Source organism: Streptomyces sp. DvalAA-43 (assembly GCF_900091725.1).
Classification (GTDB): Bacteria; Actinomycetota; Actinomycetes; order Streptomycetales; family Streptomycetaceae; genus Streptomyces; species Streptomyces pulveraceus.
In genome coordinates this window covers 97,271-109,795 of sequence record NZ_FMBW01000019.1, presented here as the reverse complement: position 1 = coordinate 109,795, position 12,525 = coordinate 97,271, and the positions used below count along the sequence as shown (strand labels likewise).

The following is a 12,525-nucleotide window of genomic DNA, read 5'->3' as shown; positions in this document are numbered from 1 at the left end:
TGTCCGCCGAACCGCCCGTGGCCAAAAGATATTCATGAATTCCCGCCCGGCATCGGAAATGCGGCCCTATTGCCATAGAGTCGCAGAGCAGGCGTCGGCCGTCCGCGTTTCGCGGGGATTGAGGCGGAGGTTCGGACATGCGCATTCCGGCGCAATCGGTATGCACGGCAATACGCGACGACATCGTCTCCGGTGTCTTCGGGCGCGGCAGCCGTCTCACGGAGGAACTGCTGGCCCGCCGTTACGGGGTCTCCCGCGTGCCGGTCCGGGAAGCGCTGCGCACCCTGGAGTCCGAGGGCTTCGTGGTCACCCGCCGGCACGCGGGCGCCTGCGTCGCCGAGCCCACCGAGCGGGAGGCGGCCGACCTCCTGGAGGTCCGGACGCTGCTGGAGCCGCTCGGTGCCGCGCGCGCCGCGCAACGCCGCACCGAGGCTCACCTCAAGGTGCTGCGCGGTCTCGTCCGGCTCGGCCAGGAGCGGGCCGGACGGGGTGAGGACGAGGATCTGCGCTCGCTGGGCGGCTGGTTCCACGAGACGCTGGCGCAGGCCTCCGGCAGTCCTGGCCTGATCGCCCTGCTCGCCCAGCTGCGCCACAAGATCGCCTGGATGTACGTGGTCGAGCAGCCGGCCCGGCCGGTGGATTCCTGGGCCGAGCGCGGGGCCATCGTGGACGCGGTGGCACGCGGCGACGCGGACCGGGCCAGGGCACTGGCCGCCCGTCACGTGGAACGGGCCGCGGCCGCGCACCGGCTGCGCCGGCCGTCCACCGCTCCCCGCACCGGCCGGGTGAGGACCTCGCAACATTCCGTAAACACCGCAGGCGTCCGGCATTAACAATTACGCCGTATAAACATGACGTCGCCCGTGCAGAGATGTGATTCCGGCAGGGGTCTATTCCGCCTCGACTGGCTTTCGCGTGCCGGAATTCGGGACGAACGTAAAGGGCCGCAGGCGAATGCGGAGATCTGTGGGTCAACGCAAAGAGCCGCGGCTCCGGTTCAGGCGGGTGCCGCGGCTCTTTCGGAAAGCGTGGTTCAGACGGTCTCCGGAAGCTCCTCGAGACCCTCGGCGACCAGCTTCGCCAGGCGGTCCAGGGCGGCCTCGGAGTCGTCGGCCTCGGACGCGAGCACGATCTCCTCGCCACCCTGTGCGCCGAGGCCGAGGACCGCGAGCATGGAGGCGGCGTTCACCGGGTTGCCGTCGGCCTTGGCGATCGTCACGGGGACGCCGGAAGCCGTGGCGGCACGGACGAAGATGGAAGCGGGGCGGGCGTGCAGGCCCTCGGCCCAACCGACGTTGACGCGGCGCTCAGCCATGGTTCTGCCCTTCACGAATCAACAGTTGTCTAGACCAGTCTCTCACGCGGTGCGCAGTGCTCCGGCCGACCGGTGAACGCCGGTAAACGCCTGGTGCACCGCCGATCGGCCCTCTCAGACTGCCCCGGCCCCGGGACCTACGCGACCGCTGACGGAGCCGTAGTCTTTGCCCATGGAGCCCGTGCCGGAGCAGAGCCAGCATCACGCTTATCCCGACCACTGGGAAGCGGACGTGGTGCTCCGCGACGGGGGCACCGCGCGCATCAGGCCCATCACCACGGATGATGCCGAACGGCTGGTCAGCTTCTACGAGCAGGTCTCCGACGAGTCGAAGTACTACCGGTTCTTCGCCCCGTACCCGCGGCTGTCCGACCGGGACGTGCACCGCTTCACCCATCACGACTACGTCGACCGGGTGGGCCTCGCCGTCACGGTCGGCGGCGAGTTCATCGCGACCGTCCGCTACGACCGGATCGACGAGCGCGGCAGGCCCGCCTCCGCGCCCGCCGACGAGGCCGAGGTCGCCTTCCTCGTCCAGGACGCGCACCAGGGCCGGGGCGTGGCCTCGGCGCTGCTCGAACACATCGCGGCCGTCGCCCGCGAGCGCGGCATCCGCCGCTTCGCCGCCGAGGTGCTGCCCGCCAACAACAAGATGATCAAGGTGTTCCGGGACGCCGGATACACCCAGCAGCGCAGCTTCGAGGACGGGTCCGTCCATCTCACCCTGGACCTCGAACCGACCGCCGAGTCCCTCGCCGTCCAGCGCGGCCGTGAGCAGCGGGCGGAGGCGCGGTCCGTGCAGCGCCTGCTGGCCCCCGGCTCCGTCGCCGTCATCGGCGTCGGCCGGACCCCCGGCGGCGTCGGCCGCACGGTCCTGCGCAACGTCCTCGGCGCCGGGTTCACCGGCCGCGCCTACGCCGTGAACCGCTCCTTCGCCGCCGACCAGGCCACGGTCGACGGCGTCCCCGCCCACCGCTCGATCGGCGAGATCGGCGAACCGGTCGACCTCGCGGTCGTCGCCGTCCCCGCCGACCGGGTTCCGGAAGCCGTCGCGGACTGCGGTGAGCACGGCGTCCAGGGACTGGTCGTCCTCTCGGCCGGATACGCCGAATGGGGCGCCGAGGGCAGGGAGCGGCAGCGTGAACTGGTCCGCCAGGCCCGCTCGTACGGAATGCGGATCATCGGCCCGAACGCCTTCGGCCTCATCAACAACGCGGAAACGGTCCGGCTGAACGCCTCACTGGCCCCCGAACCGCCCGCCCCCGGACGCATCGGCCTCTTCACCCAGTCCGGAGCGATCGGCATCGCGCTGCTCTCCGGGCTCTACCGGCGCGGCGCGGGCCTGTCCACCTTCATCTCCGCGGGCAACCGCGCCGACATCTCGGGCAACGACTTCCTCCAGTACTGGTACGAGGACCCCGACACCGATGTCGCCCTGCTGTACCTCGAATCGCTCGGCAACCCCCGCAAGTTCACCCGACTCGCGCGGCGCACCGCGGCCGTCAAGCCGGTGGTCGTGGTGAAGGGGGCCCGGCACAGCGGCTCCACGCCGCCCGGCCACGCCGTGCCGGTCAGCCGGATCCCGGACGCGACGGTCTCGGCGCTCATGCGCCAGGCGGGCGTGATCCGGGTCGACACGGTGACGGAGATGGTCGACGCCGGGCTCCTCCTCGCCGACCAGCCGCTGCCGGCCGGCCCCCGGGTCGCCATCCTCGGCAACTCCGAATCGCTCGGCCTCCTCACGTACGACGCCTGCCTCGCCGAGGGGCTGCGTCCGCGTCCGCCCCTCGACCTCACCACCGCCGCCACCCCGCAGGACTTCAGGAACGCCCTGGCCGAGGCGCTCGCCGACGACGGCTGCGACTCGGTGGTCGTGACGGCGATCCCGTGGGTCGGCGAGGACGGCGAGGCGGAAGCGGGCGACGGCGAGGTCCTCGCGGCCGCGCTGCACACGGCCGCCGCGGCGGGTCCAGCCAAGCCGGTGGCCGTCGTGCACGTCGAGATCGGCGGGCTGGCGGAGGCCCTTGCCGCGGCCACCAGCACGGTCGCGCAGCCGCGCCCCCCGGCACCAGCCCCCCTCGGCCGCGACCGCCACGCGCACCGGAGCCACCACGACCGACCGCGACCCGACGGCCCCCCTCACCGACGCGGATACCAACGCCAACAGCAACGGCGCCGACGCCCCCGGTACCGACGACGGCACCGGCACCGACGCTCCCGCCCCCGACGCCCCCGGTACCCGCGCAGGCCGGATCCCCGCCTACCCCGCCGCCGAACGCGCGGTGCGCGCTCTCGCCGAAGCGGTGCGGTACGCGCAGTGGCGACGCCAGGCCGCCGTGCCCGGCAAGGTGCCCGAGTTCCTCGACGACACCATCGACGAGCAGGGCGCCGCCCACCTCATCGAGACCCTCCTCGGCCCCGACCCCGACCCGCGCGGCCGACCGCTCGCCCACGAGGAGGCCCGCGAGCTGCTGGGCCACTACGGCATCACCGTACGGCCGACGCTCCCGGCGCCCGACCCGGACGCCGCTGTCGCCGCGGCGGCCCGGCTCGGCTATCCCGTGGCGCTCAAGACCACCGCGCCGCACCTGCGCCACCGGGCCGATCTCGGCGGGGTCCGGCTGGACCTCGCCAACGAGACCGCGCTGCGCCGGGCGTACGGCGAGCTGACCGAGCTGCTCGGCGGGCCCGCCGAACTGCAGCCCGTCGTCCAGGCCATGGCGCCGCGCGGTGTCGACACCGTCGTACGGGCCGCGATCGACCCGGCGGCGGGCGCCGTCCTCTCCTTCGGCCTCGCGGGCGCGCCCTCCGAACTGCTCGGCGACACCGCCCACCGTCTCGTCCCGGCCACCGACCGCGACGCCGCCGAACTGATCCGGTCCATCCGGGCGGCCCCGGTGCTGTTCGGCTGGCGCGGCGCGGCGCCCGTGGACACCGCGGCCCTCGAAGAGCTGCTGCTCCGGGTCTCCCGGCTGGTCGACGACCACCCCGAGGTGGTCTCCGTCGCCCTGGAACCGGTCGTGGTCGCCACCCAGGGGCTGACCGTCCTCGGCGCGAGCGTCCGCCTCTCGCCGCCCCCGGCCCGCACCGATCTCGGCCCCCGCCGCCTCCCCAACTACTGACCCCGGCGGCACCGAGGCCCCGGGCGCCGTCCCGCCCGGGGTCCCGGTCCGCCGTGCCGCACAACGTCCCCGGCAGTCATCCGCCCCCCGTAGGATGGTCCTCATGGCTAAGACCGGTACGACGACCCAGGGGCTGCGCGCGGCGATCGAGCGCAGTGGCTACTACCCGGCCCTCGTGGCCGAGGCGGTGGAGGCCGCCGTGGGCGGTGAGCCGGTCGCTTCGTACCTGGTGCACCAGGAGACCACGTTCGACTCCAACGAGGTGCGCCGCCACGTCACGGTCCTGGTCCTGACGGACAACCGTTTCATCGTCAGCCACACCGACGAGCAGAACGCCGACACCAGCTCCCCGACCCCGTACGCCACCACCTCGACGGAGTCGGTCAAGCTCGACCGGATCTCGTCGGTCGTGGTCAGCCGTGTCGTGGCCAACCCCGAGAAGTACGTACCGGGCACGCTGCCGCGCGAGGTCGTCCTCACCATCGGCTGGGGCGCGGTCTCCCGGATCGACCTGGAGCCCGCCGCCTGCGGCGACCCCAACTGCGAGGCCGACCACGGCTACACCGGCAACTCCACCGCCGACGACCTGAGCCTGCGGGTCAGCGAGGCCGGCGACGGCCCGGACACCGTGCGCCAGACCCTCGCCTTCGCCCAGTCGCTCTCCGAGGCCACGGCCGCGACCGCGGCGACCGGCCGCTGATGGCGCAGCCGGCCTGGCAGGAGCCCGATCCGCTCACCGTCGAGAGCGCCCCGGTCCCGGAGTACGGCAGCGGATCGCTCGCCGACCTGCTGCCCACGCTCGTCGCCGGGCAGGGCGTGCCCGGCTTCACCGCGGCGATCCCCGAACTCACCCCCGCCGACCGGAACTGCGTGTTCCTGATCGACGGCCTCGGCTGGGAGCAGATCAAGGCCCACCCCGACGAGGCACCGTTTCTGCACTCCCTGCTTCCCACCTCGCGCGGCGGCACCGGCCGTCCGATCACGGCGGGCTTCCCGGCCACCACGGCGACCTCCCTGGCCTCCGTGGGCACCGGGCTGCCGCCCGGCGCCCACGGCCTTCCCGGCTACTCCGCACGCAATCCGGAGACCGGCGAGCTGATGAACCAGCTCCGCTGGAAGCCCTGGACCTCCCCGAAGGCCTGGCAGCCGTACCCCACCGTCTTCACGCGCGCCGACGCCGCGGGCGTGCGCACCGCCCAGGTCTCCGCCCCCGCCTTCGAGGTGACCCCGCTCACCAAGGTCGCGCTCAGCGGCGGCTCGTTCCTGGGCCGGCTCTCCGGCGAGGAGCGGATGGACACCGCCGCCGAACGGCTTGCCGCGGGCGACCGCTCGCTCGTCTACACGTACTACAGCGAGGTCGACGGCAAGGGGCACCGCTTCGGCGTCGACTCCGACGCCTGGCGCGGACAGCTGATGTACGTGGACGGACTGGCCCGGCGCCTGGCCGAACAGCTCCCGCCCCGCTCGGCGCTGTACATCACCGCCGACCACGGCATGATCGACATCCCGTTCGACGAGCAGTCCCGGATCGACTTCGACGAGGACTGGGAGCTCCGCGCAGGCGTCGCCCTGCTCGCCGGCGAGGGCCGGGCCCGCCATGTGTACGCGGTCCCGGGAGCCGAGAGCGACGTGCTGACCGTCTGGCGGGAAGTGCTCGGCGAGCAGTTCTGGGTGGCGAGCAGGGACGAGGCGATCGCGGGCGGCTGGTTCGGGCCGACGATCGACGAACGCGTGTACGGCAGGATCGGCGACGTCGTCGCGGCCGCCCACGACGATGTGGCGATCACCGCCTCCGTCCAGGAGCCGCACGAGTCCGCGATGGTGGGCCTGCACGGCTCGATGACCCCCGTCGAGCAACTCGTCCCGCTCCTCGAAGTACGCTCGTAACCGCGTTTTCTCCGCCCACCACCGCTGCCCCGCCCGAAAGGTGCTCAACCCCTCATGCCCGAGCTTGTGTTCTTCTCCGGAACGATGGACTGCGGAAAGAGCACGCTGGCCCTGCAGATCGGCCACAACCGTTCGGCACGCGGCCTGCAAGGCGTGATCTTCACCCGTGACGACCGGGCGGGGGAGGGGAAGTTGTCCTCGCGTCTGGGGCTGGTCACCGAGGCCGTCGAGGCCGATGAGGGCATGGACCTGTACGCCCATCTCGTCGACCGGATAAGCCGGGGCGGCCGGGCGGACTACGTGATCGTGGACGAGGCGCAGTTCCTGGCCCCCGTCCAGATCGACCAGCTCGCCCGCATCGTCGACGACCTCGACCTGGACGTCTTCGCGTTCGGCATCACCACCGACTTCCGGACCAAGCTGTTCCCCGGATCCCAGCGGCTGATCGAGCTCGCCGACCGGGTGGAGACGCTCCAGGTCGAGGCGCTCTGCTGGTGCGGCGCACGCGCCACGCACAACGCCCGGACGGTCGGCGGCGAGATGGTCGTCGAAGGCGCCCAAGTGGTCGTCGGCGACGTCAACCAGCAGGCGGGCGAGGTCGGTTACGAGGTGTTGTGCCGCCGCCACCATCAGCGCAGGACAACCAGCGCGAGCGCCAGGGCGGGAGCGCTCTCGCCGGACGTGCTGCCGGTCTCCTCCGCCTGAGCCGCCCCGTCGCCGTCCGCGCGGGGCTGCTTAGGATGACGCTGTGAACACGGTGAGCGGAGCAGATGCCGGGTCCGGACCGGGCCCGCTGGGCAAGGTGCAGCCCCGACAGCTGATCGTGACCGTCTACGGGCTGTACGCGCGCGACACCGACGGCTGGATGTCGGTGGCCTCGCTGATCCAGCTGCTCGCCGACCTCGACATCGAGGCCCCGACCGTACGCTCCAGCGTCTCCCGGCTGAAGCGGGCCGGGCTGCTGGAGGCCCAGTCGGTGTCCGGGGCGGCCGGGTACCGGATCTCGCCCGAGACCGAGAGGATCCTGCGCGACGGCGATCCGCGCATCTTCGCCGCCCGGCGGGCCACCGTGGACGAGGGCTGGGTGCTGGTCGTCTTCTCGGTGCCCGAGTCCGAGCGCGCCAGGCGGCACACCCTGCGCACCCAGCTCACCCGGCTCGGCTTCGGCTCCGTGTCCGCCGGAGTGTGGATCGCCCCGGGACATGTGCACGGCGAGGCGGAGTCCATGCTGGCCAGGCACGGGCTGCGCGCGTACGCCGACCTCTTCCGGGCCGGCTACCTGTCGGCGGGCGGGGGCGACGGCGACGAACTCGCCGCGAAGGTCCGTTCCTGGTGGGATACCGACCGGCTGGAGCGGCTGTACGCCGAATTCCTCGCCACGCACGGCCCGGTGGCCGAGCGGATCGCGAACGGCGCCCCGGTGACGGACCGCCAGGCGTTCACGACGTACATCGGGGTCCTCACCGACTGGCGCAGGCTCGTCTACCTCGATCCCGGTCTCGCGCGTGAGCTGCTGCCCGACGCATGGAGCGGAACGCACGCCTCCGAGCTCTTCGACGAGATGCACGCCCGGCTGGCCGGCCCCGCCCGCCGCCATGTCGCACGGGTCCGGGCGCTCTGACGCCTCAGCGGCCGGCCGACCGCACGATCGTGAACACCGCGCCCTCCGGGTCCGCCACGGTCGCCACCCGGCCGCCCGACCCCTCCCGGGGCGGCTGCAGAATGTATCCGCCGAGCTCCACCACGCGCCGCGCCGCCTCGTCGGTGTCGGAGACCTCGAAGTACGTCATCCAGTGCGGGCCCCGGTCGCGCGGCAGGGCATGGCCGACGCCGTGCAGCGAGGCCACCGGACGGCCCTCCAGATGCAGGGTCTGGTAGTCGAAGTCGGCCGAGACGACCGCCTCCGCCTCGTAGCCGAAAACCGTCTGGTAGAACTTGCAGACCGTGGCGGTCTCACGGGTCACCAGCTCGTTCCAGACCGGTGTGCCGGGAGCCCCGGCGAGTGCCGTGCCGACATGCGCGGCGGCCTGCCAGATCCCGAAGACGGCACCGCTGGGGTCGGAGGCGATGGCGAGCCGCCCCGCCTCGCCCGCGTCGAGCGGACCCACGGCGACCGTGCCGCCGCAGGACCGGATGGTCTCCGCCGTGAGGTCCGCGTCGTCGGTGGCCAGATAGGTCGTCCAGGCGACCGGCAGATGCCGGTCGGGCGGCAGCTGTCCGACGCCCGCCACCACTTTCCCGTCGATCAGTGCCCGGACGTACGGGCCCAGTTGGTCCGGACCCGGCACGAATTCCCAGCCGAACAGATCGGCGTAGAAGTCCTGGGTGGTGCTCAGGCCATGCACGATCAGACTCACCCAGCAGGGTGTTCCGGGCGTACGCGGCGTGGCAGCCTCGGTCATCGTCACTCTCTCCTCGGACCATCGGGGTGGCCGTACGGGGGGAACGGGGCCGGCGTGCCGCCACGCGGTACGGGATGTGTACGCCCCGTGCAGATGTTTGCACCACCCGGCGTGCGAAACGCTCCGGCCGCGCCGCACTTTCCGGGATCTCGACCGAGGGAGGTCGAATTGAGGTGGTACGTCCTTTTCGGAGGTGTCACGGGTGGGGCGGCTCCTGCGCGAGGATGGCACCCATGAAGCCCATCATCACCGCATCCGAATACGCGAGCGAGTCGGCGGGGCCACGTCCGCCGGTGCTCCTGGACGTACGTTGGCAACTGGGTGGCCCGCACGGGCGGCCCGACTACGAGGCCGGACACCTCCCCGGTGCGGTCTTCGTCGATCTGGACGCGGAACTCGCCGGTCCGGCAGGCAGCGGCGGACGCCATCCCCTGCCCGATCCGGAGGAGTTCGGGGCGGTGATGCGCCGGGCCGGTGTCTCCCGGGACACTCCGGTGGTCGTGTACGACGGCGGCCAGGGCTGGGCGGCGGCCCGTGCCTGGTGGCTGCTGCGCTGGACGGGCCACGAGGACGTCCGGGTCCTGGACGGCGGTCTGGCCGCCTGGCCGGGGGAGATCCAGAAGGAGGTCCCGGCCCCGGCCGAGGGCGATTTCCGGCCCGTTCCCGGCGCGCTGCCGCTGCTGGACGCGGACGGGGCGGCGGCGCTGGCCCGCTCGGGTCTGCTGCTCGACGCCCGCGCCGCCGAGCGCTACAGGGGCGATGTGGAGCCGATCGACCGGGTGGGCGGCCATATCCCGGGCGCCGTCTCGGCCCCGACCTCCGAGAACACGGGGGAGGACGGCCGGTTCCTGGACGCGGAGGCGCTGGCGGCGCGCTTCGAGGGGCTCGGCGCCGACCGGGCGGATGAGATCGGTGTCTACTGCGGCTCCGGGGTCTCCGGCGCCCATGAGGTGCTGGCCCTGGCCGTCGCGGGCATCCCGGCGGCGCTGTACGCGGGCTCCTGGTCCGAGTGGTCCGGCGACGCGTCCCGCCCGGTGGCCACGGGGCCCGAGCCCCAGTAATCGGACGGGCGCCGGCCCCGGCCGCCGCGCCCGGCCCCGTAAGCGCGAGGCGCGCCGGACGCAGACGGCACGAGGGCCCGCACGCAGGGGCGTACGGGCCCTCGTCACGCTGCGGCCACCCCGCTCAGTCCTGCTTCTTGCGGCGGGTACCGAAGACGATCTCGTCCCAGGTCGGTACGGCGGCCCGGCGGCCGGGCCGGACACCGTCCGCCTCTGCCTGGCGGTCCGTCGTACCGGTCAGCCGGTCGCGATGACCGGCCACCGCGCGCGGCATCAGCACATCCGCATAGGCGGAACCGGCGCCCGCGGAGGCTGCCGCGGCCGGCGACTCGTCGGCCTCCGGCCCCTGTGCGGCGGGCTCGATCGCGGGCGGCTCCGGCGGAGCCGGGCGTTCCGGCACCACCATGTCGCCGCGGAAACTCGGCACCGCTTCCAGCAGGCTGGTCAGCGAATCGCGCTCACCGGCCGAGATGTGGTCCTCGGGCTCGGGCGGGGGCGGCGGGGCCGTGGGCCGCTCCATCTGGCGGTCCAGGGCGCGGTCCAGTGGCCGGTCACGCGGCAGCCGGGCGATCCGGGGCACGAACGGGAAGCTCGGCTCGGGCGCGGCGACATCGTCGGTCTCGCCGATCAGCGAGCGCGCCTCGTCGTCCACGGCCTGGACCAGGCGGCGCGGCGCGTCGTACGTCCAGCTCGCCGAGTGGGGCTCGCCCGCGACCCGGTAGACCAGGAGGACTTCCCAGGTGCCGTCATCCCGGCGCCAGGAGTCCCACTGGACGGTCTCCTTGTCGGCGCCCCGCAGCAGCAGTCGTTCCTGCACCGCCTCGCCGAGCTGGGGCCCGGTGTTCTCGCCGGGACGGCGCACGGGGGTCTTCCGGGCCCGCTCGGCCATGAAAGCGCGCTCCGCGAGCACGGGGCCCTCGAAGCGGCGGACACGGTCGACGGGGATCCCGGCGAACTGGGCGACCTCCTCCGCGGAGGCACCGGCTCGTATCCGGGCCTGGATGTCGCGGGGGCGGAGGTGGCTCTCCACCTCGATCTCGATCTGGCCGAGTCGCGCGCGGTCGTTGCGCACGGCGGCTCGCAGCCGCTCGTCGATGGGAAGCGTGTACTCCGTGCTGTCCGCAGACTTGAGCACCAGTCGTGTGCCGTCGTTGGAGACGGCCACGACACGCAGTTCGGGCATGGGGACCTCCCGGGTGGTGCCTGCCGACGTCACGTGCGTCGCTGCTTCCGCTAGTCGAGTGTGGCCTGCCCGGGTGCAGCCTGCCACAACATTGCCGTGTTGCCCGGCGTGTCGGGCGTGAGCCCTTGATCGCCGGTATGACACGGTGACCTATTCTGCAACAGAAAGTGACTGTTGGTCACCTCTTGTGGCCAGTCCCCGTGCGATGCCGTGGCGCCGCCGGATCGAGTGCCTCCTTCGGCCCCCTCCCGAAGATCCCGGACACCCGTACGGGAGTCCGGCCCCAGGGCTCGCCACAGTACTCCATTCGGGCCACCGGGGTGGACCGCCGCGCCGTCGAAGTTCTCGTGAGGTGCGGGAGCCGGGTCGCCGGGCCGGGGGTGGTGCGCCCTTCGCGCGTGTCCTGCTTCACAGAACCCACAGAAACGGAACTAATCACTTCGCTCATATGTCCCTTCCTGTTGCATGGTGGGAGAGATGTCAATCAAGGGCTGGAAATGGTGCAGAAGCCGGAAAGTGACATAGAACCCAAGGAAAGGCGTATCGATCTGAGCCTGCCGCAGGTGGCGGGCAGCGCCGTGGCAGCCGTCGCGGCAGCGGTGGCGGCCTCCCAGCTGGGTGTGTACGGAACGATCCTCGGTGCCGGAGTGATGAGCGTCGTCGCCACCTGCGGCGGTTCGGTCTTCCAGCACTTCTTCCGCCGCACGGGCGAGCAGATCCGCGAGGTCACGGTCCAGGTGAAGCACCCGGACCGCGAGGTGACGGTGCATACGCGTGAGACGAGCGGTGCGCGTACGGCGAAGGGTCGGCGCCGGCCACCGGCCGGAACTCCGACCGAGAACCCCGCCAGCGCCGCGGACGCCACCACCGTGCTGCGCGGAGCGGGCGACGGGCAGGCGCCGCGTCACCCGGCGGACGATCCGGAGCGCACACGGATGCTGCGGCCCCTGGACGCGACCCAACTGCTCACCACCGCGCGCCCGGACCCGGACGAGGAGTTCTCCGAAGCCACCACGCACGGCACCCGGATCCGCGGCTGGAAGCGGTCGGCGCTCGGGGCGGCCGTGGTCTTCGTCCTCACGATGGCCGGAATCACCACATTCGAGCTGATCTCCGGCAACGACCTGAGCGGTGGCCGGGGCACGACCGTCGGGTCCGTGGTGCGCGGCGGGGAGCGGGGCTCCGGGGCGGAGGATCCCGCGCCCTCGACGAGCACCGATTCCGGTGGGGGCGGCACGCCGGGCCAGGAGAACGGCGCGACACCCGGTACGGACCCGCAGGGCGGCCGGAGCCAGAGCCCGGACACCGGTCGGGGCGACGGGTCCTCGGCCGACCCGACGACCGGCCCCACTCCGTCCGGCGACACCGGCGACCGTACGAGCCCGTCCCCGTCGACCACTCCGTCCCCGGCGGCGTCCGGCGACGGCACCACCACGGGCACGGACTCCGCGGGCGGGGGCGAGGCCCCGGCACAGGGCGACGGCCTCACCGCGGGCACGGACACCGGCCGGTGACCGGACACCGAGCGGCGGACGGCCCCGGCGCCTCGGGCGGT

10 protein-coding genes and 1 pseudogene are annotated in these 12,525 nt (G+C 72.8%); 8 read left to right on the top strand and 3 right to left on the bottom strand.

The window, feature by feature from the left end; translation table 11 throughout:
• Nucleotides 1-137 precede the first annotated feature (137 nt).
• Nucleotides 138-833: a GntR family transcriptional regulator gene (locus tag GA0115234_RS04315; protein WP_093539489.1), complete on the top strand. Its 696-nt coding sequence runs from the start codon at nucleotides 138-140 to the stop codon at nucleotides 831-833.
• Nucleotides 834-1,033: 200 nt separating this feature from the next.
• Here GA0115234_RS04315 and GA0115234_RS04310 read toward each other — a convergent pair whose 3' ends face one another.
• Nucleotides 1,034-1,315: an HPr family phosphocarrier protein gene (locus GA0115234_RS04310; protein ID WP_093539488.1), complete on the bottom strand. Its 282-nt coding sequence runs from the start codon at nucleotides 1,313-1,315 to the stop codon at nucleotides 1,034-1,036.
• 172 nt (nucleotides 1,316-1,487) lie between these two features.
• On the opposite strand from GA0115234_RS04310, the pseudogene GA0115234_RS44270 reads away from it, so the two are divergent.
• The 5 genes and pseudogenes from GA0115234_RS44270 (at nucleotide 1,488) to GA0115234_RS04285 (ending at nucleotide 7,945) form a co-directional block, all read left to right on the top strand.
• Nucleotides 1,488-4,437: pseudogene (locus GA0115234_RS44270) on the top strand (GNAT family N-acetyltransferase).
• Between the two features lie 103 nt (nucleotides 4,438-4,540).
• Nucleotides 4,541-5,137, top strand: coding sequence for a DUF5998 family protein (locus tag GA0115234_RS04300; RefSeq protein ID WP_093539487.1), 597 nt, complete (start codon nucleotides 4,541-4,543; stop codon nucleotides 5,135-5,137).
• A complete protein-coding gene (locus GA0115234_RS04295) occupies nucleotides 5,137-6,324 on the top strand; it encodes an alkaline phosphatase family protein (RefSeq protein ID WP_093539486.1) in 1,188 nt (395 codons plus the stop codon). The genes GA0115234_RS04300 and GA0115234_RS04295 overlap by 1 nt, the downstream gene beginning before the upstream one ends.
• A 54-nt stretch (nucleotides 6,325-6,378) precedes the next feature.
• A complete protein-coding gene (locus GA0115234_RS04290; protein ID WP_093539485.1) occupies nucleotides 6,379-7,029 on the top strand; it encodes a thymidine kinase in 651 nt (216 codons plus the stop codon).
• 43 nt (nucleotides 7,030-7,072) lie between these two features.
• On the top strand, nucleotides 7,073-7,945 hold the full coding sequence (locus GA0115234_RS04285; protein ID WP_256088599.1) for a PaaX family transcriptional regulator: 873 nt from the start codon (nucleotides 7,073-7,075) through the stop codon (nucleotides 7,943-7,945).
• 4 nt (nucleotides 7,946-7,949) lie between these two features.
• Here GA0115234_RS04285 and GA0115234_RS04280 read toward each other — a convergent pair whose 3' ends face one another.
• Nucleotides 7,950-8,726: a VOC family protein gene (locus tag GA0115234_RS04280; protein WP_093539484.1), complete on the bottom strand. Its 777-nt coding sequence runs from the start codon at nucleotides 8,724-8,726 to the stop codon at nucleotides 7,950-7,952.
• A 233-nt stretch (nucleotides 8,727-8,959) separates the two neighbouring features.
• Between GA0115234_RS04280 and GA0115234_RS04275 the strand changes: the two genes are divergently transcribed.
• Entirely contained in the window at nucleotides 8,960-9,787 is an 828-nt protein-coding gene (locus GA0115234_RS04275; protein WP_093539483.1) for a sulfurtransferase, read from the top strand.
• 124 nt (nucleotides 9,788-9,911) lie between these two features.
• Here the strand turns inward: GA0115234_RS04275 and sepH are convergent, their stop codons facing one another.
• Nucleotides 9,912-10,970: a septation protein SepH gene (sepH, locus tag GA0115234_RS04270; RefSeq protein ID WP_093539482.1), complete on the bottom strand. Its 1,059-nt coding sequence runs from the start codon at nucleotides 10,968-10,970 to the stop codon at nucleotides 9,912-9,914.
• A 497-nt stretch (nucleotides 10,971-11,467) separates the two neighbouring features.
• Between sepH and GA0115234_RS04265 the strand changes: the two genes are divergently transcribed.
• Nucleotides 11,468-12,484, top strand: coding sequence for a hypothetical protein (locus tag GA0115234_RS04265; protein ID WP_093539481.1), 1,017 nt, complete (start codon nucleotides 11,468-11,470; stop codon nucleotides 12,482-12,484).
• Nucleotides 12,485-12,525: the final 41 nt, after the last annotated feature.